General features: G+C 74.2%; 20 protein-coding genes. 8 read left to right on the top strand and 12 right to left on the bottom strand.

What is annotated here, in order from left to right; genetic code table 11:
• Positions 1-34: 34 nt before the first annotated feature.
• The 3 genes from ACZ6O2_RS09845 to ACZ6O2_RS09835 form a co-directional block, all read right to left on the bottom strand.
• A complete protein-coding gene (locus ACZ6O2_RS09845; protein WP_350702178.1) occupies positions 35-553 on the bottom strand; it encodes a SigE family RNA polymerase sigma factor in 519 nt (172 codons plus the stop codon).
• Between the two features lie 59 nt (positions 554-612).
• Positions 613-1,860 carry a phosphoribosylamine--glycine ligase gene (gene purD, locus ACZ6O2_RS09840; RefSeq protein WP_466022582.1) on the bottom strand — a complete coding sequence of 416 codons (1,248 nt, stop codon included), beginning with the start codon at positions 1,858-1,860 and terminating at the stop codon, positions 613-615.
• A 113-nt stretch (positions 1,861-1,973) separates the two neighbouring features.
• Positions 1,974-3,263: an adenylosuccinate synthase gene (locus ACZ6O2_RS09835; protein WP_350702182.1), complete on the bottom strand. Its 1,290-nt coding sequence runs from the start codon at positions 3,261-3,263 to the stop codon at positions 1,974-1,976.
• 123 nt (positions 3,264-3,386) lie between these two features.
• Here ACZ6O2_RS09835 and ACZ6O2_RS09830 point away from each other — a divergent pair, with 123 nt between their 5' ends.
• Complete coding sequence (locus ACZ6O2_RS09830; RefSeq protein WP_466022581.1) at positions 3,387-4,529, top strand: diacylglycerol kinase family protein; 1,143 nt, start codon at positions 3,387-3,389, stop codon at positions 4,527-4,529.
• A gap of 792 nt (positions 4,530-5,321) precedes the next feature.
• Entirely contained in the window at positions 5,322-7,193 is a 1,872-nt protein-coding gene (locus ACZ6O2_RS09825) for a MinD/ParA family ATP-binding protein (RefSeq protein WP_466022656.1), read from the top strand.
• Between the two features lie 58 nt (positions 7,194-7,251).
• Here ACZ6O2_RS09825 and ACZ6O2_RS09820 read toward each other — a convergent pair whose 3' ends face one another.
• Positions 7,252-7,680 carry a DUF3151 domain-containing protein gene (locus tag ACZ6O2_RS09820; protein WP_350702186.1) on the bottom strand — a complete coding sequence of 143 codons (429 nt, stop codon included), beginning with the start codon at positions 7,678-7,680 and terminating at the stop codon, positions 7,252-7,254.
• A 353-nt stretch (positions 7,681-8,033) separates the two neighbouring features.
• On the opposite strand from ACZ6O2_RS09820, the gene ACZ6O2_RS09815 reads away from it, so the two are divergent.
• Positions 8,034-9,290 (top strand): LOG family protein, encoded by a 1,257-nt coding sequence (locus tag ACZ6O2_RS09815; RefSeq protein WP_466022580.1) that lies wholly within the window; start codon positions 8,034-8,036, stop codon positions 9,288-9,290.
• A gap of 66 nt (positions 9,291-9,356) precedes the next feature.
• Here ACZ6O2_RS09815 and fbaA read toward each other — a convergent pair whose 3' ends face one another.
• A complete protein-coding gene (fbaA, locus tag ACZ6O2_RS09810) occupies positions 9,357-10,382 on the bottom strand; it encodes a class II fructose-bisphosphate aldolase (protein ID WP_350702190.1) in 1,026 nt (341 codons plus the stop codon).
• A gap of 152 nt (positions 10,383-10,534) precedes the next feature.
• Positions 10,535-10,918 (bottom strand): phage holin family protein, encoded by a 384-nt coding sequence (locus ACZ6O2_RS09805; RefSeq protein WP_350702192.1) that lies wholly within the window; start codon positions 10,916-10,918, stop codon positions 10,535-10,537.
• A 127-nt stretch (positions 10,919-11,045) separates the two neighbouring features.
• On the opposite strand from ACZ6O2_RS09805, the gene ACZ6O2_RS09800 reads away from it, so the two are divergent.
• Positions 11,046-11,258, top strand: coding sequence for a hypothetical protein (locus ACZ6O2_RS09800; protein WP_350702194.1), 213 nt, complete (start codon positions 11,046-11,048; stop codon positions 11,256-11,258).
• A gap of 4 nt (positions 11,259-11,262) precedes the next feature.
• Here ACZ6O2_RS09800 and ACZ6O2_RS09795 read toward each other — a convergent pair whose 3' ends face one another.
• Together ACZ6O2_RS09795 and ACZ6O2_RS09790 are read right to left on the bottom strand one after the other, a co-directional pair.
• Positions 11,263-12,324, bottom strand: a complete 1,062-nt coding sequence (locus tag ACZ6O2_RS09795; protein ID WP_466022579.1) for an LCP family protein — start codon at positions 12,322-12,324, stop codon at positions 11,263-11,265.
• Positions 12,321-12,806: a SigE family RNA polymerase sigma factor gene (locus tag ACZ6O2_RS09790; RefSeq protein WP_350702198.1), complete on the bottom strand. Its 486-nt coding sequence runs from the start codon at positions 12,804-12,806 to the stop codon at positions 12,321-12,323. The genes ACZ6O2_RS09795 and ACZ6O2_RS09790 overlap by 4 nt, the downstream gene beginning before the upstream one ends.
• A 178-nt stretch (positions 12,807-12,984) precedes the next feature.
• Here ACZ6O2_RS09790 and ACZ6O2_RS09785 point away from each other — a divergent pair, with 178 nt between their 5' ends.
• The 4 genes from ACZ6O2_RS09785 to ACZ6O2_RS09770 all read left to right on the top strand — a co-directional run bounded on the left by ACZ6O2_RS09785 (position 12,985) and on the right by ACZ6O2_RS09770 (position 19,684).
• Positions 12,985-14,529: an LPXTG cell wall anchor domain-containing protein gene (locus tag ACZ6O2_RS09785; RefSeq protein WP_466022578.1), complete on the top strand. Its 1,545-nt coding sequence runs from the start codon at positions 12,985-12,987 to the stop codon at positions 14,527-14,529.
• A gap of 347 nt (positions 14,530-14,876) precedes the next feature.
• Positions 14,877-16,310 carry a 3' terminal RNA ribose 2'-O-methyltransferase Hen1 gene (locus ACZ6O2_RS09780; RefSeq protein ID WP_466022577.1) on the top strand — a complete coding sequence of 478 codons (1,434 nt, stop codon included), beginning with the start codon at positions 14,877-14,879 and terminating at the stop codon, positions 16,308-16,310.
• Positions 16,307-18,832, top strand: a complete 2,526-nt coding sequence (locus ACZ6O2_RS09775) for a polynucleotide kinase-phosphatase (RefSeq protein ID WP_466022576.1) — start codon at positions 16,307-16,309, stop codon at positions 18,830-18,832. The genes ACZ6O2_RS09780 and ACZ6O2_RS09775 overlap by 4 nt, the downstream gene beginning before the upstream one ends.
• 138 nt (positions 18,833-18,970) lie before the next feature.
• Entirely contained in the window at positions 18,971-19,684 is a 714-nt protein-coding gene (locus ACZ6O2_RS09770) for a DedA family protein (RefSeq protein ID WP_466022575.1), read from the top strand.
• 58 nt (positions 19,685-19,742) lie between these two features.
• Here the strand turns inward: ACZ6O2_RS09770 and ACZ6O2_RS09765 are convergent, their stop codons facing one another.
• The 4 genes from ACZ6O2_RS09765 to ACZ6O2_RS09750 all read right to left on the bottom strand — a co-directional run bounded on the left by ACZ6O2_RS09765 (position 19,743) and on the right by ACZ6O2_RS09750 (position 22,396).
• Positions 19,743-20,120 (bottom strand): ArsR/SmtB family transcription factor, encoded by a 378-nt coding sequence (locus ACZ6O2_RS09765; protein WP_007073957.1) that lies wholly within the window; start codon positions 20,118-20,120, stop codon positions 19,743-19,745.
• A 57-nt stretch (positions 20,121-20,177) separates the two neighbouring features.
• The gene (locus ACZ6O2_RS09760; RefSeq protein WP_350685601.1) at positions 20,178-20,717 is read right to left on the bottom strand and encodes an orotate phosphoribosyltransferase; all 540 of its coding nucleotides are present in this window, start codon (positions 20,715-20,717) and stop codon (positions 20,178-20,180) included.
• A gap of 168 nt (positions 20,718-20,885) precedes the next feature.
• A complete protein-coding gene (locus ACZ6O2_RS09755) occupies positions 20,886-21,695 on the bottom strand; it encodes an SDR family NAD(P)-dependent oxidoreductase (protein WP_466022574.1) in 810 nt (269 codons plus the stop codon).
• Positions 21,692-22,396, bottom strand: coding sequence for a hypothetical protein (locus ACZ6O2_RS09750; RefSeq protein WP_466022573.1), 705 nt, complete (start codon positions 22,394-22,396; stop codon positions 21,692-21,694). Before ACZ6O2_RS09750 ends, ACZ6O2_RS09755 begins: the two co-directional genes overlap by 4 nt.
• Between the last annotated feature and the right edge of the window lie 63 nt (positions 22,397-22,459).

Below are 22,459 nucleotides of genomic sequence, written 5' to 3'. Positions count from 1 at the left end.
CGAGGCCACCGCCGCGCGCAACTGCCGGGAGAAATCATCCATCGGTGCGTGCCTCCTCGACTCGGGCCGGCGCGTCGACGAGGCGGCCCCGCAGCGCCTCGATCGCGCGCGCCGACTGGCTCTTGACGGTGCCGGTGGTGCAGCCGAGCTCCCGGGCGGTTTCCTCGACGGACAGGTCGCAGAAGTAGCGCAGCACCAGGACCGCGCGGCGGCGCGGCGGCAACTCGGCAAGCAGGGCGAGGATGGTCAGCCGGTCGGCGGCACCTTCGGTCGCGGACCGCGCGGGGGCGTCCGGGACCTCGGCCCAGGCGGCCTCACGCCGCCACGGCCGGCGCCGCTCGTCCAGCCAGACCCGCAGCAGGGTACGCCGGACGTAGGCGTCTGGGTTGTCCATGCCGGACACCCGCCGCCAGTGCCGCAGCAGCTTGACCAGCGCCGTCGACACCAGGTCGTCGGCCGTGTGCCAGTCACCGCAGAGCAGGTACGCCGTGCGGCGCAGCGGCTCCAGCCGGGCCCCGACGTACTCGCGGTAGCCCTCGATGTCGGCAGGCAATCCCGCCACCTCCTCGCCTCACCGGTCAAACGGAGGCGACGGCGGCGGGGGTTGCCCGGTCAGCCCGGAATCGTGATCCGACCCTCGACGGCGGCGGCGGCGATGTCGGTGCGGTGGTGCGAGCCGGCCAGCTCCACGCCGGCCACCAGCGCGTACGCGGCGTCCCGGGCGGCGGCCAGGTCGGCGCCGGTGGCGGTGGCGCAGAGCACCCGGCCACCGGAGGAGAGCAGCGCCCCGTCGTCGGCCCGGCGGGTGCCGGCGTGGATGACGCCCGGAACCTCGGCACCGGTGATCACGTCGCCGCTGCGCGGGGCGGCCGGGTAGCCCTCGGCGGCGACCACGACCGTGACGGCGGCCCCGTCGCGCCACCGCAGCGGCGGGTGCCCGGCCAGCGTGCCGGTGGCGGCGGCGTGCAGCAGCCCGGCGAGCGGGGTCTCCAGCAGCGCGAGCACCACCTGCGTCTCCGGGTCGCCGAAGCGGGCGTTGAACTCGATCACCCGGGGACCGTCGGCGGTGATCGCCAGCCCGACGTAGAGCAGGCCCGCGAACGGGGTGCCCCGTCGGGCCATCTCGGCCAGGGTCGGGTGGACGACGTCGCGCATGACCTCGTCGACCAGGCCGGGCGGCGCCCAGGGCAGCGGCGCGTACGCCCCCATGCCGCCGGTGTTCGGGCCGGTGTCGCCGTCGCCGACCCGCTTGAAGTCCTGCGCCGGCAGCAGCGGCACCGCCGCCTCGCCGTCGGTGACCACGAAGAGGGAGACCTCCGGGCCGGCCAGGTATTCCTCCACGACGACCCGGCCGCACTCCTCCGCGTGCCGGAGCGCGGCGGCGCGGTCGTCGGTCACCACGACACCCTTGCCGGCGGCGAGCCCGTCGTTCTTCACCACGTACGGCGCGCCGAACTCGTCCAGCGCCCGCGCCGTGCTCTCCGCGTCCGTGCAGGTGTACGCGCGGGCGGTCGGCACGCCGGCGGCGGTCATCACGTCCTTGGCGAACGCCTTCGAGCCCTCCAGCCGGGCGGCCTCGGCGGACGGCCCGAACGCGGGGATCCCCTTGGCGCGTACGGCGTCGGCGACCCCGGCGACCAGCGGCGCCTCCGGCCCGATCACCACCAGGTCGACCCCGGTCTCCACCGCCAGCGCGGCGACGGCCGCCGGATCGCAGGCATCCACCGCCCGCAGCTCCGCCAGCGAAGCGATGCCGGGATTCCCGGGCGCCGCGATCAGCTGCTCGACGGACGGATCACCGGCGAGGCCCAGCGCGAGCGCATGCTCCCGCCCCCCACCACCAAGAAGAAGAACCCGCACACCCCGATCCTACTGACCCCCTCGGCCGCCCCGTTGATCATGAGGTTGTTGTCACGACACGCCGGCACCGACGGCAGCAACTCATGATCAACGGGGTGGTCCCCCGGGGGGGGTTAGGGGAGGAGGGGGTGGCGGAGGACGTTTTCCTCGCGGCCGGGGCCTACGCCTACCACGCTGACGCGGGTGCCGCAGAGCTCCTCGATGCGGGCGATGTAGCGGCGGGCGTTCTCCGGGAGTTCCGCCTCGGTCCTCGCCTCGGTGATGTCCTCCCACCAGCCGTCGAGCTCCTCGTAGACCGGAGTCGCGTGGTGGAAGTCGGTCTGGGTCATCGGCATGTCGTCGTAACGCTTGCCGTTGATCTCGTAACCGACACAGATCGGCACCTTGGGCAGGCCGGTCAGCACGTCCAGCTTGGTGACCACCAGGTCGGTGACCCCGTTGAGGCGGCAGGCGTACCGGGCGACGACGGCGTCGAACCAGCCGCAGCGGCGCTCCCGGCCGGTGGTGGTGCCGTACTCGTGGCCGACCTTGCGCAGGTGCTGACCGTTGTCGTCGAAGAGTTCGGTCGGGAACGGCCCGGAGCCGACCCGGGTCGTGTACGCCTTGCTGACCGCGATCACCTTGCTGATCGCCGTCGGCGGGATGCCGGCGCCCACGCAGGCCCCGCCGGCCGTCGGGTTCGACGACGTGACGAAGGGGTACGTGCCGTGGTCCATGTCGAGCATGGTGGCCTGGGCGCCCTCCAGCAGGACCGTCTCGCCGCGGTCCAGCGCGTCCCAGAGCATGACCCGGGTCTCGGCGATGTACGGCTTGAGCCGCTCCGCGTACTCCAGGTACTCCTCGATCGTCGCGTCGACGTCGATCGCCTTGCGGTTGTACACCTTGAACAGGAGCTGGTTCTTCTCGCGCAGCGCCAGTTCCAGCTTCTTGCGCAGGATGCCCGGGTCGAGCAGGTCCTGCAGCCGGATCCCCATCCGGGCGACCTTGTCGCCGTACGCGGGGCCGATGCCCCGGCCGGTGGTGCCGATCCGGGAGCTGCCGAGGTAGCGCTCGACGACGCGGTCCAGGGCCCGGTGGTGCGGCATGATCAGGTGCGCGTCGCCGGAGATCCGCAGCCGGCTGACGTCCACGCCCCGCTCGGCGAGCCCGTCGATCTCGGCCAGCAGCACCTTCGGGTCGACCACCACGCCGTTGCCGATGACGATCATCGCGCTCGGTGACAGGGCACCCGACGGCATCAGGTGCAGCGCGTACTTCTGGCCGTCCGGGGTGATCACCGTGTGGCCGGCGTTGTTGCCGCCGGAGTAGCGCACGACGTAGTCGACCCGCTCACCCAGCAGGTCGGTAACCTTGCCCTTGCCCTCGTCGCCCCACTGGGCGCCGAGGAGCACGATCGCTGGCATCTTCTCGCCTCCAGAAGGCTCGGGTGCCAGGTGGCGACCGGTCAGCGAGCCCGGGGTGTCAGGCTAACAAGTAGTGACGACGCGGCCGGCAGGGGTCGCGTCGAGAGGCAGGAGGCCCTTTCCGTGTACGACGTGGTGCTGCTCACCCTCGGCTCGGAGCGCGACGCGTCCGGCGGGGCCTGCGGCAGCGGCGGCGCCTGCTGCGGCGGCGCGACGGCGCACGAGGCCGACGCCGGGGCGACGGCGGACGGAGCCAAGACCGGGGCGGGGGCGACAGCGGACGGAGCCGAGGCCGGGGCCGGGACGACGGCGGACGGGGGCGCGACGGCACGTGACGCGGCCGACGTCTGCGGGACCGGCGACCGGCACGACGGGAAGGCCGGGGAGCGCTGCGACACCCCCCGGGTGCCGGTGCTGGCCTGCGCGGACGCGCTCACCGCCCGGGGCGCCCGGGTGGAGACGGTCACCGCCCGCTCGGACGCCGAGATCGACGCGGTGCTGGCCAGGTTCGACGCGCCGCCCCGCCCGGACGGCCTCACCTGGCCCGACCCGGACTCCAAGATCCGGCTGGTGGTCGCCGCCGCCAGCGACGCACAGTTGCGCGCCGTCGTGCGCCGGCTCGTCCGGCGGTACGCCCCACCGCCCAGCCGCCGTCCGGATGACCTTCCCGGCAACCGCACGGTGCCGGACCTGCCGCCGATCGGCGTACTCCCGCTCGATCCGGCGCGGAGCACGACGCACCGTGACCTGGCGGCGCAGCTCGGGCTGCCCCGCGACCCGGCGGCGGTGGCCGCCGTGGTGCTGGACGGCACGGCCCGCCGGCTCGACCTGCTGCGCAACGACGGCGGCTCGGTGACCCTGGACGGCGCGCTGATCGGTGCCGCCGACGACAGCGGCCGGCCGCTGCACTGGCGGGGGCGGGTCGAGGTGGACGACGCCGTCCTCTCCAACGGCGACGACCCGCTGCTGGCCTGCGCGATCGGCAACGCCGGCGGGTACGCCCGGCTCGACGACGTGACACTGCTCGGCGACCCCGACCCGACGGACGGGCGGGTCGAGGTGGCGGTGGCCGTGCCCGTGGTCACCCGCTCGGCGTTCGGCAGGAAGCGAATGCGGCTGGAGGTACGCCGCGCCCGGGGGCGGGCCGTGTCCGTGCTGCCCCGCGAGGGGAAGGTCCCGTTCCTCGACGACGGGGCCGAGGGCGAGCTGAGCCGGAAGCGGTCCTGGTGGACCGAACCGGGCGCCTGGGCGGTCTGGACGAGCTGACCTCGGCGTCCCCCGCGACGGCCGACCGCGGCCGGCCACTGGGCCTATCCTCGGCAGAAGGAATGGGGAGGAACCGTGGTGGACGAGAACGCCGACCGGGTCCACATGCCCGGCCAGCCGCCGATGCCGGAGCGGGACATCGAACCACTCTGGCCGCCCGACCAGATCGACGGTGCCGACGCACCGCCGTGGGCGTCGACCGCCTCACCGGGGTCGCCCGTTCCCCCGCAGGGCCGACCGGCCGCCCCGCCCTCGCCCGCCGACTACCCGTCCCTGACCGGCGGCCCGCCGGGCGGCCCGGCGACGCCCGCGCCGCCGGACCCGGCCACCGGCTGGGCGCCCCCGCCGGCTGCGGCCTCCGGATGGGAGCCCGGCCCCTCGGGCCAGGGCTGGGCGCCGCCGACGCCCCCCGCAGGGCCGACCGCCCCTGCCGCCGCAGGCGCTGTCGTCCCGCCCGCCGCAGGCACAGTCGTCCCGCCCAGCGACCCGACCGCCCCGCCCGCCGGTTCGGACGCAGCCGCCCGGCAGGGCATCGGCGCAGTCGCCCCGCCCGCCACGGGCGCAGTCGCCCCGCCCGCCACGGGCGCAGTCGCCCCGCCCGCCACGGGCGCAGCCGTTCCGCCCGGCGCGGGCACCTCCGCTCTGCCCGGTGGGGGCACGAGCGCCCCGGGCGTCGCCGGGAACGGACCCAGGTCGGCGGTCGGGGCGGGTGGACCCCCGGCCGAGGGCGCCGGGGCCGGCGTGCCGGCTCCCCGGTCTCCTCAGCCCGCCCCCGCCCGGGTCGACCTCGACATGCCCTTCAGCCTCGACCAGCCGGCCGCGCCGATCCCGGTCACGCGCCCGGCCGCGATTCCGCAGCCCTCGGCCACCGACCGAGCCGCCGCCACCGAGCGGTCGCCAGAGGTCGCCGCCGGACCGGACGCGACCGGTGCGGGGCCGGCGACGAGCGGGGTTGCCGGCGGCACCGACAGCGGAGGCGGCGCACCGGCGGGCGGCACAGCGGCGGACGGCGCACCGGCGGGCGGCACAGCGGCAATCAGCGGCTCGGCGAACGGCAGCGCGACCCACAGCGGCTCGGCGAACGGCGGCGGGGCGCGCGGATCGGCCGAGTCCCCGTGGGCACAGCCGCCGCAGCGGCCCGCCCCGTCCGCCGTCGAACCCACGCCGGCGGCCGGCACCGCCCGACCGGCGGCCATGACGAACCACGGTGCCGCCGAGCCGGCGCCCATAGGCGAAGGCGCCGCGCCCGGTCCCGACGTGCCCCCGCAGGGCACGGCCGGTCACGGCATGCCGCAGGACACAGCTGGTCACGGCACGCCCACGCAGGGCACGGCCGGGCAGGGCATGCCCCCGCAGGACACAGCCGGACCGAACTCGGCCCAGCAGGGCATGGGCGAGCAGGACAGCGCCGGGCAGGGCATGCCGCAGCAGGGCGGCCCCGGGCAGGGCGGCGCGCCCGGGCAGGGCGGGGGCCCCGGGCCGGATGCGGGGGTACCGCCGCAGGCCACGCCGCCCGGCCCGTACCCGCCGCAGATGACCGGCCCGTACCCGCCGCAGCAGGCGGGCCCGACGCCGCCGCCCGGCCCGTACCCGCCCCAGCCCGGGTGGTATCCGCCGGCCTGGCCGCAGGGCACGCCGGGGGTCGTCGGCCCGGTGCCGCAGCAGGCGTACCAGGCGGCCGAGGGGGTGACCGCCGTGCCGCCGGCCCAGCCCGACCCGAACTGGAACCCGGCGATCACCGCGCCGCCGACCGCCGAGGACTTCGCCCGCCGCCGGCAGGTCCGGCCCGCCGACCCGGTGGCCACGATGGGCGTACGGGCGGTGGCGAACCGGATGGGGCTGCGGCTCCCGCCCGGGCGGCACGAGCAGGAGCTGCGGCGGGACATCGAGATGGTGCGCCGCAACTTCGGCGGGCTGCGCCAGGTGACCGTGGTGAACCCGAAGGGCGGCGCCGGCAAGACGGTGGCCATCCTGCTGCTGGCGATGACGTTCGGCCAGAAGCGCGGCGGCTACGTACTGGCGTGGGACAACAACGAGACCCAGGGCACCCTCGGGATGCGCGCCCAGCAGGACTTCCACTCGCGCACGGTGCGGGACATGCTGCGCGACCTGGGCCAGTTCCAGGGCGCGCACGGGCGGGTGGGCGACCTGTCGCAGTACGTCCGGTCGCAGGGCGAGGGGATGTTCGACGTCCTCGCCTCCGACGAGTCGGCGACCGGGGGCGAGATGCTCACCGCCGCCGCGTTCGCCGAGATCCGCGAGGTGGTGAGCCGGTTCTACAAGCTGATCTTCGTGGACACCGGCAACAACGTACGCGCCCAGAACTGGCAGGCCGCGATGGACGCCACCGACCAGCTCGTGGTCACCATGTCGGCCCGGAACGACTCGGCGGAGACGGCCGCCCGGATGCTGGACCACCTGGAGCAGAGCGGCCGGCAGCGGCTGGTCCGGCAGGCGGTCACCGTGGTCTCCATGCCGCCCTCACGCAAGGAGATCGACCTGCCGGCGATCCAGGAACACTTCGCGGCCCGCACCCGGGCGGTGCTGCTCGCGCCGTACGAGCGGCTCATCGACACCGGCGAGCCGATCCGGTACGCCGCTCTCTCCTCGGCGACGCGGGACGCCTGGCTGAAGATCGCCGCCTCCGTGGCGGAGGGGTTGTAGGGACCGGGACAGCCCGACGGCCGGCCGGCAGCGTGTCGGGCCGGCCGTCGGAGCGGCGTCAGTTGCTGGCCAGCGCGTCCGCGGCGGCCGGGTCGCAGTCCCGGAGGAACTGGGCGCAGCGGGCCGCCTCGTCGGCCTCGCCGATCGCGTCGGCGGCGCGGGACAGCACGTAGAGGCAGCGCAGGAAGCCCTGGTTCGGCTCGTGCGACCACGGCACCGGGCCGTGCCCCTTCCAGCCGTTGCGGCGCAGCTGGTCCAGCCCCCGGTGGTAGCCGGTGCGCGCGTAGGCGTACGCCGGGACGACCTGGCCCGCGGCGAGGGCCCGGGCCGCCAGCGCGCCCCAGCCGGCGCTGTAGGTCGGGAAGCGCGCCGCCACCTCGGCGTACGCCTCGTCGCTGCCGGCCTGCTCGGCGGCGGCCAGGGCGGCGTCGGCCTCGTCGTGCGCGGGGAGGAGGGTGGCCGGTGGTTCCGGCAACAGGTTCTGCATCGTCCCATTCAACCCGCTTCGCCCGCGGGTGCGCGAGGGGGTTGGGCGAGCTGGTTGACTGAACGGCTGAGGAGTTTGTCACGCCTGCGGCCCATGCCACCGGCAAGTATTTTCCACTACAACTATTGGTCCGGAGCCTCCCCAGGACCGGGTTATGCAGGAGCCCGGTGGCTGTGGCCGCCGGGCTCCTGTCCGTTCCGGGCAGGCCCGGCGCGCTCCCGACGAGCCGGGCGGCCCGGTGCCGCCGGCGCCGCGCGGCGTCCGCACCGCCCGGCCGCCGGCCCGGGTCTGCCGACCGCGCGGCCACCCTCGCAGGTTTGGCCGGGTTGCCGGGGCGGGGCAGGATGGCGAGGGTGCCGACCCCACCACCCGCGGACGTCATCGAGCCGCACACCTGCACCGACGAGATCGAGACCCGCGCCGAGTTCGACCGGCGACTGGCCACGGGCAGCCTGGTCGGGCTGACCGTGCAGGGGCTGCGGCTCGACCTCGCACCCGTCCCCGACCTCACCGGGATCGAGGTGACCGGCACCCTGTTCGTCGGGTGCCGCTTCGCCTCCCGCGAGGTCGGCGCCGACCTGGTCCGGCGCGGCGCGAACGTCGTGCCGCCGTTCTCCGGGCTGCCCTACCCGACCCAGCCGTCGCACCTCTACACCCCTGAGGATCTGGCCGCCGGCTTCGCCGAGGGCGGCTTCGCCGGGATGTACGACACCCGGGTGTACGAGCACTTCCGCGCGCACGGCGGGGCGCTGCCGGAGGTGAAGGAGGCGCTCGGCCAGCGGCTGCACGACCACGGCGTGGACAACGCGCTCGCCGACGCCACCCGCGCCTGGCTGGCCACCCACGGGCCGCAGTCGGTGGTCGGCATCATGGGCGGGCACGCGGTGCCGCGCGGCAGCGCGCCGTTCCGGATGGCGGCCGTGCTGGGCTGGGAGCTGGCCCGGGCCGACCGGCTGGTGGTGACCGGCGGCGGCCCCGGGGTGATGGAGGCCGCCAACCTGGGCGCGTTCCTGGCACTGCGGCCGGTCGAGGACCTGGACGCCGCGATCGACCTGCTCGCCGGGGCACCGGACTTCACCGACCACGACCGCTACACGGCGGCGGCGCTGCTGGTCCGGGAGCGCTACGGCCAGCCGGTGCCGGCGCCCCGGCCCCGGGCCGCCGACGCCGCCAGCGTCTCCCGCGTCGACTCGGCCACGCTGGCCGGCGGCGACGTGGACTGGGCGCGCGCCGGCGGGCTGGCCATCCCGACCTGGCTCTACGGGCACGAGCCGGCGAACCTGTTCGCCGGCCGGATCGCGAAGTACTTCTCCAACGCCATCCGCGAGGACACCATCCTGCGGCTGGCCCGGGGCGGGATCGTCTTCGCGCCCGGCCGGGCCGGCACCGTGCAGGAGGTGTTCCAGGCGGCCACCAAGACCTACTACGGCACCGACGGGGCCAGTGGCGCGTACGTCTTCCTGGACCGCACGTACTGGACGCGGGAGCTGCCGGTGGAGTCGCTGCTGCGACCGCTGCTGGGCGCCTCGCCGTTCGGCGACCTGTCCGCCACCGTGCACCTCACCGACGACGTCCACGAGGCCGTCCGGGTGCTCACCGCGACGGCCTGACGGGCCGGACACGCCGACGGCCGGCCCCCGGTGGGGAGCCGGCCGCCGGCGGTACGCGTCAGCGCGTCACTTGGCGAGCGTGGTGCCGGTCGAGCGCAGGTGCTCGCAGGCCTCCACGACGCGGGCGGCCATGCCGGCCTCGGCGGCCTTGCCCCAGACCCGCGGGTCGTACATCTTCTTGTTGCCGACCTCGCCGTCGACCTTGAGCACGCCGTCGTAGTTGCGGAACATGTGGTCCGCGACCGGACGGGAGAAGCAGTACTGGGTGTCGGTGTCGATGTTCATCTTCACCACGCCGTAGTCGAGCGCCTCGCGGATCTCCGACAGCAGCGAGCCGGAGCCGCCGTGGAAGACCAGGCTGAGCGGCTTCTCCTTGCCGTACTTGGCGCCGACCGCCTCCTGGATCTGGTTGAGGATCTCCGGACGGAGCTTGACGTTGCCCGGCTTGTAGACGCCGTGCACGTTGCCGAAGGTCAGCGCCGCCATGTAGCGGCCCTTCTCGCCCAGGCCGAGCGCGTCCACCATGGCCAGGCCGTCCTCGACCGTGGTGTAGAGCTTCTCGTTGATGGCGTTCTCGACGCCGTCCTCCTCGCCGCCGACCACGCCGACCTCGATCTCGAGGACGATCTTGCCCTTGGCGGCCTCGTCGAGGAGCTGCGCGGCGATCTCCAGGTTCTCCGCCACCGGCACGGCCGAGCCGTCCCACATGTGCGACTGGAACAGCGGCTCCTCGCCGCGCTTCACCCGCTCCTGCGAGATGCCCATCAGCGGGCGGACGAACTTGTCCAGCTTCTCCTGCGGGCAGTGGTCGGTGTGCAGGGCGATGTTGACCGGGTACTTCTTGGCCACCTCGTGCGCGTACGCGGCGAACGCCACCGCGCCGGTGACCATGTCCTTGATCGAAGGTCCGGAGAGGTATTCCGCGCCACCGGTCGAGACCTGGATGATGCCGTCGCTCTCCGCGTCGGCGAAGCCCTTGAGCGCCGCGTTCAGGGTCTGCGAGGACGTCACGTTGATCGCGGGGTACGCGTACCGGCCGGCCTTGGCGCGGTCCAGCATCTCCGCGTAGGTCTCGGGGGAAGCGATGGGCATGTCGAACGCTCCTTACTTACCGCTGTCGGCCGTCGCCGGCCGCTGTTGTCCTTGGGTGCGCCGGACCGCGCTGTCCACCGTCGGAAGTATCCCGTAGAAGAGGGGTGCCGGCACAACCGACCCGGTACGCGCCCGACCGCCGGTCGCGGCGCTCACCGCTGCCCCCACCTGTCGGGCACGACGACGCTGATCAGCCAGGTGGCCACGGCCATCACGATGGCGCCCCAGAACGCGGCCCAGAAGCCGTCCACCTGGAACGGCAGGTCCAGCGCCCGGGCGATCCGGTCGGTCAGCAGGAAGAGCAGGGCGTTGACCACCAGCGCGAACAGGCCGAGGGTGAGCAGGTAGAAGACGCAGCCGAACACCTTGATCAGCGGCTTGAGCACCGCGTTGACCACGCCGAAGATCAACGCCACGACGACGAGCGTGAGCGCGTCGTCGGCGCCGGAGCGGCCGGTCACCTCGACGCCGGGCACGATCAGCGTGGTGATCCACAGCGCGACCGCGGTGATCGCCAGCCTGATCAGGAAGCCCACGGCATCATCCTGGCACCGGGGGCGGCGACCGGTGGGGCGATTCGGTCGACTCGGCTTCCGAGCGGCGGGCGGGCACAGCCCGTACGGTGTGTGGGGTAACCGTCCGCCGAGATCCCGGGAGGGACTGATGGGTCAGCCCGACGAGGACTTCGCCCCCAGCGACCACCTCAGCCCCGAGGAGCGCGACATGGAGGCGGAACCGGCCGACGCGGTCGAGCAGGCCGCCGCGGTCGATCCCGGCGAGGCCGACGTGGAGCCGCACCGCGGCCTGGAGGTCGGCGACTGGGACGCCATGGAGCAGGCCCGGGTGGTCGCCCCCGACGAGGAGGACTACCGCTGATCCGTCAACGGGTGCGGTTGACCTGACCCGGATTCCGCGCCACCCACTGCGCCAGCCGGTCCTCCCGCAACGCGGCAAGGAACGCCGGCGCCTCCTTCGGATCCGGTGGCAGCCGCCAGCCGAGGCCCTCCGGCGGCCCGACCGGGAGACTGAGCCCGACCGGGTCGACGGACTTCAGATCCGGAAGCACCTTCAGCAGGTCCACCAGTGGCGAACCGTCGCCGCCCACGACCAGGTCCGCGCCGACGGTGTCGACCAGGGCGAAGAGCCTGACCGGATTGGTCAGCATCCCCTGCTCGCCGGCCCGACGGATCAGCCCGGCGGCGAACAGCTGCGCGTGCCGGTCCCGGTCGAGCCCGCCCTCGGGCAGTCCCCGCCGCTGCCGCAGCAGGTCGACCGAGGCGGCGCCGTCGAGCCGCTGGCAGCCGGTCGGGAAGACCCGCTTCGTGTGGATGGAGCGCACCTCGCGCGGCAGGCAGACCTCCACGCCGTCGACCTCGTCGGTGAGCCGGCGCAACACCGGGTAGGTGAGCACCGCGCCGGCGTCCACGCGTACGCCCGTCAGGTCGGTGACCACCCGGCGGGTCAGCTCGTAGCCGCGCCCCAGGTCGGGCCGGCCGTCTCCGGCACCGTACTGGAAGGCGGCGTTGAGCTTGTCGGTCCCGTGACCGGGAATCGGCACCGCCAGGTCGCGGGGCAGCGAGATGAGGTACGGCCGGCTGCGGTCCGCCGGAATGTGCACCAGCAGGACGGAGTCCGCCAGCCGGGCGGGCTCCTTCGCCGAGCCGTCCACGCCGAGCAGCAGGATGTTCAGCGCGCCCGTCGGTGCCGAGCCGGCGGGCTCGGCGAGCAGGGTGGCGTCCTCGGCGACCCGATCGGGCGTGAACAGTGGTATCCCGATCGCCAGCACGCCGAGCAGGGCCAGCGCGGCACCGCCGGCCCGGAGCCGCAGCCGGCGACGGCGACGGGCAGCCGCGAGCCGGTCGATCGTGGACCGCAGCGGACCGACGGGCGGGGTCAGTGCCTCGTGCCGGGCGAAGGCGGCACGCAGGTCGTCCTCGATCATGAGCAGGCCTCCACGTGTTCCGCCCGCAGCGTGGCCAGGGCGCGCGAGATGGACGAACGGACGGTCCCGACGGCGCAGCCGAGGATGTCGGCGATCTCCGCGTCGGGCAGGTCCTCGTAGTAGCGCAGCACCAGGGTGGCCCGCTGCCGGCGCGGCAGCCCGGACAGCCAGGACCAGACCTGGTCCCGGTCCACGGCGTGCTGGGCGTGGTCGGCCGGCACCGGCACCGCGTCGTCGGGCTCGGCGCGCAGCAGCACCCGGCGCATCCAGGAGCCCCGCCGCCAGTCGACGTACTGGTTGGTCAGCATCCGGCGGACGTAGCGCTCGGGCGAGTCGGCCCGGGCCACCCGACGCCAGTTGAGCTGGACCCGGACCATGGTGTCCTGCACCAGGTCCTGCGCCTGGTGCGGGTCGCCGGTCAGCATGACCGCGTACCGCAGCAGCGCGGCCAGCCGCGAGTCGGCGAACTCCTCGTACGTCACTGCACCTCCCGGGCTCCTGCCCCAGATGACGGGTCCGGGCGGGCGGAACGTTGCGACGATCCTGGCCAGCCGTTCGGTCGATGTTTGCCGCCGGAGGCGAATCGGGACAGCGGCGAGACTTAAGGCCTTCTTAAGATCCGCTCGCCACTCCTGGCACCCCCACGGGAGGACTCCCCACATGCTGAAGCACTCCACCCGGCGCTGGTTGGCCGGGCTGGGCGTCGCAGGCGCGCTCGTCGCCGCCTCCGCCACCCCCGCCGTCGCCGAAGAGCCCGGCGACGAGCTTCTCCTCTACGCCAACAACGCGCTGGTCGCGCCCGGCGGCGAGGCCAAGTCGGTCACCCTGTACGCGTTTGCGGAGACGCTGCCCGAGAAGCTGACCCTCACCATCGACCGCAGCGACGTCGACGGCTTCGCCACGGTCGTCCTCGGCGACCGGATGTCGAGCTGCAAGGAGACCGACGCGGTCATCACCTGCGCCCTCGACGGCACCGAGATCACCGACTACCTGGTCAACCTGACCGTCACCGCCAAGGATTCCGCCGCACCCGGCGACAAGGGCGAGCTCGTCCTGAGCGTGGCGGCCAAGGGAAGCCCCACCGCCACCGCACGATCCACCATCGAGGTCGGCGAGGGCGTCGACCTGAAGACGGAGCGCTCCCTGGACTTCGCCGGCGACCCCGGCGCCACGGTCAAGGCGCCGCTCACGGTGGCCAACGTCGGCGACCGACCCGCGCGCGGCACGGTGCTGCTCCTCGCCATGACCCCTGGTCTCGCCCCGGCGCGGCGGCACTCGAACTGCTCCTACCTCTCGGACTTCGGCAGCAACCTCGCCCAGTGCCACTTCGACGAGGAGCTTCCGCCGGGAGCCGCTCTCCAGCTCGACGACTCGTCCGCCCTGGCGATCGCCTCCGACGCCTGGGCGCCGGGCCGGCAGTACGGCCAGGCGATCTGGTTCGCCAAGGGCGACTGGGAGGAGTTCATCGGTGACTTCTCCGACGCGGACTGGGAGAAGGGCAGCGGAAGCGCGATGACGCTGGTGCCGGCACCGGCGTCGCGGGCCCGCGCGGTGAAGCAGACCGACAAGGACACGACGAACAACGTCAGCTGGATCGACGCCACCGTCACCGGTGACCAGCGGGCCGACGTCGCCGCCACCGGTGCCGAGGTCACCGGCGCAGCCGGCGGGACGGTCACCGCCAAGGTCGGCTTCGTCAACAACGGGCCCGCGGCGATCAACTCGTACAGCCCGGGCGAGCTCCTGACCGGCGCCCTGGTCACCGTTCCCGCCGGCGCCACCGTGGTAGACGCGCCCGATCAGTGCTCGCCGGGCACCGCCGAGGAGCCGACCGGCTGGTACGGCGAGCCGGGCGGCCGGGTCTACTTCTGCGAGTGGTTCGAGCTGCGCCGCAAGGGCGAGGCGGCCGTCTTCGACTTCGGTCTGCGGATCGACAAGGTGGGCGGCGCGCCGGGTTCGGTGCGGCTGCTGCACTTCGGCCCGGGCGAGCCGGGGAAGGTCGTCGATCTGGACACCAGGAACGACACCGCCGCGCTGGTCATCAAGGGTGCGACCGGCGGCGAGGGCGGCGGTGGCGACGACCCCGAACTGCCGATCACCGGTGAGTCCACCGGCCTGATCGCCGGCATCGGCGGCCTGCTGCTCGTCGCGGGCGTCGGCGGCTACGTGGTGGCCAAGCGTCGCCGGACCCGCTTCGTCGCCTGATCCTCCCGCACCACCGGTGCCCCGCCGCCCACCCGGCCGGCGGGGCACCGCCGTCTCCACCACCCTGATCCCCCGACCCGACAGCCGACCCCGCCCGGCAACCACCCTGATCCCCCGACCCGGAAATCGCCCCCCGATCCCCCGACCCGACAGCACGCGCCTCCACCCCCCGGGCGGCCACCCGATGCCGCCGGACGGCGCTGGACCACCACGGTTTCCGGGGGAGCCCCACCCGCGCAGGGATCAAGCCTGACCGCCCGGAGCGGGTGGGGCTCCCCCGGAAACCACCCCGGAACAAGAGCAAAAACGGGACGACGCAAGATCGAAGACACTGACACCATGGGCGCGTGCTGCTCACCCTGACCACCACCCACCGCCCGGCGACCGACCTCGGTCACCTGCTGGTCAAGCACCCCGACCGCGCGCACTCCTTCGACGTGCCGGTCGGCACCGCGCACGTGTTCTACCCCGAGGCGGGCGAGCAGCGCTGCACCGCCGCCCTGCTGCTCGACGTGGACCCGCTGCGGCTGGCCGGCGCGCGGGGCAAGGGCCGCGGCCGGCCGCAGGCGACGCCCCCGGAGGCCTTCACCCTCGGGCGGTACGTCAACGACCGGCCGTACGCCGCGTCCAGTCTGCTCTCCTCGGCGCTGTCCAAGGTGTACCGCTCCGCGCTGCGCGGCGAGTCCCGGGAGCGCCCCGAACTGGCCCGTACGCCGATCCCGCTGGAGGTGCGGGTGCCGGTGCTGCGCTGCCGGGGCGGCGCGGACATGGCGGCCCGGATGTTCGGCCCGCTCGGCTGGGCGGTGACCGCGACCCCGATCCCGCTCGACGAGCGGCACCCGGAGTGGGGCGACAGCCGGTACGTCGACCTGACCCTGACCGGGACGCTGCGCGTCGCCGACGCGCTCAACCACCTCTACGTCCTGCTGCCGGTCCTGGACGACGCCAAGCACTACTGGGTGGCGCCCGACGAGGTCGACAAGCTGCTCCGGGCCGGCGAGGGCTGGCTGGCCGACCACCCGGAACGGGGCATGATCACCCGACGCTACCTGGCGCACCGGCGCGCGCTGGCCGGGCTGGCCCTCGCCCGCCTCGCCGAGCAGCGGTTGACCGACGAGCCGGCCGCCGACGAGCCCGACACGGTGGACGAGCCCACCCACCGCCAGCCGACGTTGGCGGCGCGGCGGCGGGAGGCCGTCCTCGCGGCACTGGTCGAGTCCGGCGCGAGCCGGGTGCTGGACCTGGGCTGCGGCGGGGGCGCCCTGCTCGCCGCGCTGGTCGGCGACCGCCGGTTCACCGAGATCGTCGGCACCGACGTGTCCCCGCACGCGCTGACCCTGGCCGCCCGGCGGCTGCGGCTGGACCGCCTGCCGGAGCGGCAGCGGGACCGGGTCCGGCTCTGGCAGTCCGCGCTGACCTACCGGGACGACCGGCTGCGCGGCTACGACGCGGCGGTGCTGATGGAGGTGGTCGAGCACGTCGACCCGCCCCGGCTGCCGGCGCTGGAGGACGCCGTCCTCGGTCACGCCCGTCCCGCCACCGTCGTGGTGACCACGCCCAACGTCGAGTACAACGTCCGCTACGAGGGCCTGCCCGCCGGGCGGTTCCGGCACGCCGACCACCGGTTCGAGTGGACCCGCGCGGAGTTCGCGGCGTGGGTCGACCGGGTGGCCGCGACCTACGGCTACTCGGCCGCGATCGGCGGGGTCGGCGACGACGATCCCGAGGTCGGCGCCCCCACCCAGCTCGCCGTGCTCACCCGCCAGGAGAAGACCCGATGACCACCCTCGACATCCCCGAGCTGGCCCTGGTCGCGCTGGTCGGCGTCTCGGGCTCCGGCAAGTCCACCTTCGCCCGCCGGCACTTCGCGCCCAGCCAGGTGCTCTCCTCCGACGCGTTCCGGGCGATGGTCGCCGACGACGAGAACGACCAGGCCGCCTCCGCCGACGCGTTCGACGCGCTGCACCACGTCGCCGCCACGCGGCTGCGGCGGGGCCGGCTGACGGTGGTCGACGCGACCAACCTCCAGCCGCACGCCCGGGCCGCCCTGGTGCGGGTGGCCCGCGAGCACGACGTGCTGCCGGTGGCCGTCGTGCTGGACGTGCCCGAGGCGCTGGCCTGGGAACGCACCGAGGGCCGCGCCGACCGCACCTTCGGCCGGCAGGTGCTCGCCCGGATGCAGCGCGACCTGCGCCGGTCGTACGGGCAGCTGGCCCGCGAGGGCTTCCGGAAGGTGCACGTGCTGCGCGGCGTGGACGAGATCGACGCCGCCGAGATCCGCTACGAGAAGCTGTTCAACGACCGGCGGGAGCTGACCGGGCCGTTCGACGTCGTCGGTGACGTGCACGGCTGCCGCGCCGAGCTGGAGGCGCTGCTGACCCGGCTCGGCTGGGAGCTGCGCCGCGACGAGCACGGCCGGCCGGCCGACGCGACGCACCCGGCGGGGCGTACCGCCGTCTTCGTGGGTGACCTGGTGGACCGCGGCCCGGACTCGCCCGGCGTGCTCCGCCTGGTCATGGGCATGGTCGCCGCCGGGCACGCGATCTGCGTGCCCGGCAACCACGAGCAGAAGCTGCTGCGCCGGCTGCGCGGCCGGGACGTACGGCTCACCCACGGCCTGGCCGAGACGATGGCCCAGCTGGCGGCGGAGCCGGACAGCTTCGTGGCCGAGGTGACGGCCTTCGTCGACGGCCTGGTCAGCCACTACGTGCTGGACGGCGGCCGGCTGGTGGTCGCGCACGCCGGGCTGAAGGAGGCGTACCAGGGCCGCGCGTCGGGCCGGGTGCGGGCCTTCGCGCTGTTCGGCGAGACCACCGGCGAGACCGACGAGTACGGGCTGCCGGTGCGCTACCCGTGGGCGCGGGAGTACCGGGGCTCGGCGATGGTGGTCTACGGGCACACGCCCACCCCGGAGCCGGAGTGGGTGAACAACACCATCTGCATCGACACCGGCTGCGTCTTCGGCGGCCGGCTCACCGCGCTGCGCTACCCGGAGAAGGAGCTGCTCTCGGTGCCGGCGGAGCGGGAGTGGTACGCCCCGGCCCGCCCGCTGACCGCCGCCCCGGCCCGGCCCGACCAGGTGCTGGAGCTGTCCGACGTGGCCGGCCGGCGGCACGTCGAGCACGCGTACGGGTCGCTGACGGTGCCGGCGGAGAACGCCGCGGCGGCGCTGGAGGTGATGAGCCGGTTCGCGGTCGACCCGCGCTGGCTGGCCTGGCTGCCGCCGACGATGGCACCCTGCTCGACATCGACCGTGGACGGTTTCCTGGAGCATCCGGCGCAGGCGTTCGCCGACTACCGCGCGGCGGGCGTGGACCGGGTGGTCTGCGAGGAGAAGCACATGGGTTCGCGGGCGGTGGTGCTGGTCTGCCGGGAGCCGGACGGCGGGCCTTTCGGTCCGGGCGGCGGCGTGGTGCACACGCGCACCGGCCGGCCGTTCTTCGGCGAGCCGCTCGACACCGGGCTGCTCGACCGGGTGCGCGCTGCGGTCGGTGGGGCGGGGCTCTGGGCCGAGCTGGAATCCGACTGGCTGCTGCTCGACTGCGAGCTGCTGCCCTGGTCGGCGAAGGCGGGTGGGCTGATCCGCGAGCAGTACGCCGGGGTCGGCGCCGCCGGCCGGGCCGCGCTGCCCGCGGCGCTGGCCGCGCTGGAGGCGGCAGCCGGGCGGGGCCTGCCCGTGGGCGAGCTGCGCGACCGGATGGCCCGCCGCCGCGACGAGATCCTGGCCTACTCGGACGCCTACCGGGAGTACGTGGGCCCGACCGACGGGCTGCGCGGGGTGACCCTGGCCCCGTTCGCGGTGCTCGCCGGCGCCAAGGCCAGCTACGCCGACCGGGACCACGGCTGGCACCTCGGGCTGGCCGACCGGCTCTGCGCGGCCGACCCGGAGTTCTTCACCCCGACCCGTCGACAGGTGGTCGACCTGGCCGATCCCGCCGCCGAGGGGGCGGCCACGGACTGGTGGCTGGAGCTGACCGCCGCCGGCGGCGAGGGCATGGTGGTGAAGCCGTACGCCGGGCCGGCCGCCCGCTCCGAGCGGGGTTCGCTGCTCCAGCCGGGCATCAAGTGCCGGGGCCGGGAGTACCTGCGGATCATCTACGGCCCCGGATACGACGAGCCGGAGCAGCTCGCCGCGCTGCGCCGCCGGTCGCTGGGGCGCAAGCGGGGGCTGGCGCTGCGCGAGCACGGGCTGGGGCTGGCGGCGCTGGACGCGCTGGTCGCCGGTGCGCCGCTGTGGCGCCGGCACGAGCTGGTCTTCGCGATCCTGGCCTGCGAGTCCGAGCCGGTCGACCCCCGGCTGTAGGCGCGGTCCCCGCCGTCCCGGCCCCGGTCGGGACGGCGGGCGGGCGGACGCGGGTGTGACGTCGAGCACCGGCACGCCGGGGAGCCACCTAGACTACGGACGTTCCGTCCCCAACCGGCATCCATCGGAGGTCACCTCGTGCCGACGCCCACCACCACCCTGGCCCTGGGGCCGAGCTGGCTCGATCCAGAGGTGTTGATCTCGACATTCGGGCTGATCGGCATCCTGGTCATCGTCTTCGCCGAGTCCGGCCTGCTGATCGGGTTCTTCCTGCCGGGCGACTCGCTGCTGTTCACGGCGGGTCTGCTCACCGCCGACGGGAAGTACATCACCTACCCGCTGTGGCTGGTCTGCCTGCTGATCACCCTCGCGGCGATCGCCGGCGACCAGGTCGGGTACGCGTTCGGCCGCAAGGTCGGCCCGGCCCTGTTCCGCCGGCCGAACTCGAAGCTGTTCAAGCAGGAGAACGTGCTGAAGGCGCACGACTTCTTCGAGAAGTACGGCGCGCGCTCCATCGTGCTGGCCCGCTTCGTGCCGATCGTGCGGACGTTCACGCCGATCGTGGCCGGGGTCAGCCGGATGAACTACCGCACCTTCGTCATCTACAACGTGATCGGCGGCATCCTCTGGGGCACGGGCGTGACCGTGCTCGGCTACTTCCTGGGGCAGATCCCGTTCGTCAAGGCGAACATCGAGATGATCCTGATCGCCATCGTGGCGCTCTCGGTCGTCCCGATCGCCGTCGAGCTGCTGCGGGCGCGGATGGCCGCCAAGCGTGGCGCCACCCCGCAGGAGCGGGCCGCCGCCGAGGAGGCGATCCGGGAGACCCGCGAGCACTACGGCAAGCACTGACCGGCCGGCCGTCCGGTGCCGTCCCCGGTGGGGGATGGCACCGGACGATCGCTACAGGTCAGCGAGCCTTCTTGGTGGCGCGCTTGCGCGGCGGGGTCAGCAGATCCGCGATCGTGGCGATCGCGGTCGGCACCAGCCGGTAGTAGGCCCAGACACCGCGCTTCTCCCGCTCCAGCAAGCCGGCCTCGGTGAGGATGCGCAGGTGGTGACTGACCGTCGGCTGCGAGAGGCCGAGCGGCGCGGTCAGGTCGCACACGCACGCCTCGCCCTCGGGCGCCGACTGGATCAGGCTGAGCAGCCGCAGTCGAGCGGGGTCGGCGAGGGCCTTGAGGACCCCGGCGAGACGCTCGGCATCGGCACGTTCGATCGGCTCGCCGGCAAGCGGCGAGATCTGAGGCATGGTCATTTCAGCCAACGCAGTTCCCACGTATTCCATCCTTCCACCAGCAGCATCGATCCGCCTGCATATCAGCAGATCCGAATCGGCAGACTTTTACGCCACAAGGCCGAGGTCAGCCAACGTATAGGCCGCCCGATAAGGCAGTCCGGCAGCTCTCACCGCGTCGCCGGCGCCTCGATCAACAATAACCGCCACACCCACGATCTCGGCCCCGACCTCACGAAGGGCCTCGACCGCAGTCAACACACTCCCCCCGGTGGTGGACGTGTCCTCCACCGCCAGCACCCGCCGGCCGGCCACGTCCGGTCCCTCGATCCGGCGCTGGAGCCCGTGCGCCTTGCCCGCCTTGCGGACCACGAACGCGTCCAGCGGATGATCAGTCGCGGACGCGGCGTGCAGCATGGACATCGCCACCGGATCGGCGCCCAGGGTCAGGCCGCCCACCGCGTCGTAGTCCCAGTCGGCGGTCAGCTCGCGCATCACCCGGCCCACCAACGGGGCGGCCTGGTGATGGAGCGTGACGCGACGCAGATCGACGTACCAGTCCGCCTCGCGCCCGGAGGAGAGCACCACCCGGCCGTGGACCACCGCCAGGTCGGTAATGAATTTACGCAGGTCGTCGTGGTCCCCCATGGGGGTAGAGGGTACTGCGCAAGTCTGGGAGCCGCGTGCCGGGTCCACCCGGATCAGCCATGGGAGCGACCGATGGATGGCGATGGCCGGCTACGCTGAGCGACCGTTCAGCCGGCGAGGCGGGCGATCGCCGCCGGCCGGCGGCGCGGCGCGGCCCCGCTGCGGCGGTCAGCCGTTGTCGCGACCGATGCGGCCCCGGGTGTCGCGGGCCACCGCCTCCAGCAGCCGCCGGGGCGCGTGCCGCAAACCGGCGACGGCCAGCTTGTACTTCCACGCGGGGACGCTGACCAGCTTGCCTTTGCGCAGGTCACGCAGCGCTTCGTCGACCACGTCGTCGGCCCGCAGCCACATCCACTCCGGTGTCTTCGACATGTTGATGCCGGCCCGCTCGTGGAACTCCGTCCGTGTGTAGCCGGGGCAGAGCGCCATCACGCGGACGCCGAACGGCCGCGCGGACTGGCCGACGGACTCACTGAAGTTGGTGACCCACGCCTTGCTGGCCGAGTAGGTCGAGCCCGGCATGACCGCCCCGAAACCCGCCACGGAAGAGACATTTATCACTGCCCCGTGACGCCGCTCCGTCATCGGACGCAGGGCCGCGAGGGTCAGCCGCATCACCGCGTGCACGTTGAGCCGCAGCAGCCGCGCCTCGTCCTCCGCGGACGACCGCAGGAACGGGGTGTTCAGGCTGATGCCGGCATTGTTGACCAGCAACTCGACCGGCGACCCCTCCGCCAGCCGCCGCTCCACGGCCGCGCAACCGTCGTCGGTGGACAGGTCGGCCGCGATCGTCTCGACCTCCCGGCCGTGCCGCGCGGTCAGCTCGGCCGCCGTCTCGGTCAGCCGGGCGGCGTCCCGCGCCACGAGCACCAGATGCCAGCCGTCCGACGCCAGCCGGCGGGCGAAGGCGGCGCCGATGCCGGCGGTCCCGCCGGTGATCAGGGCCCGCCGCCCGGTGGTCGGCTGGTCGAGCGTCACAGGCGATCCTCACTCGGCGGGTACGAAGGCGCGGGCGGCTGGTGCCACGGGTGCTGGGCGGGCGACGGTGCGGGCTGCTGCGGGTCGGCGGGCGGTGCGGGCTGCGTGGGGGGCTGCTGCGGGGCTTGCGGTGCTGGTCGGCGGCGGAACCAGGCGTTCGCCGCCGGCAGGGCCAGCAGCGTTGCTACCACAAGGTAACCGAGCACCTGGCCGACCGAAAGCCCCGCGCCCAACGGAATCCACCAGGACGGGTGGGCGTCGTCGACGAGGCCCAGCAACTCCCCCGTCGCCCGGTCGTCCTCGCCGAGTCGCAGCGGGGCGGCGCGCTGGCCGACCAGCGCCGCCAGCGCGCAGCAGCCGAGGATCAGGCCCAGGCCGCACACCACCCAGGTCGCGGTGCGCGCGCCGGAGCGGCCGGCCCGCAGGCCGAGGGCCAGGCCGGCGAGGAGCAGCCCCGCCAGCAGGCTCACCACCACGGTGAGCACGGTGGACACGCGCAGCAGGGTGACGATGCGGTCGACCTGCTCGGGGCCCGCCGAGGTGCCACCGGCCGCGTCGCGGAACCGGTCCACGGTGCCCCCGAGGGTCGCCGCGCCGGCGGCGGCGTACGCCAGGGCGGCGACCGCCATCAGCACCAGCGCCGCCACGGCCAGCGTGACCACGACCGGGCGACGGGCCGGTGCCCGATCGGGGTACGACACGACGAGTCCCTCCGGTAGGCGTCGGGATGCAACCTACTCGGAGGGACCGTCGGCGTCGCTGTT

It is taken from the genome of Micromonospora sp. NPDC048040 (assembly GCF_055587185.1).
Note: the sequence above shows the minus strand (reverse complement) of the source record. Positions and strands in the feature narration are given on the sequence as shown.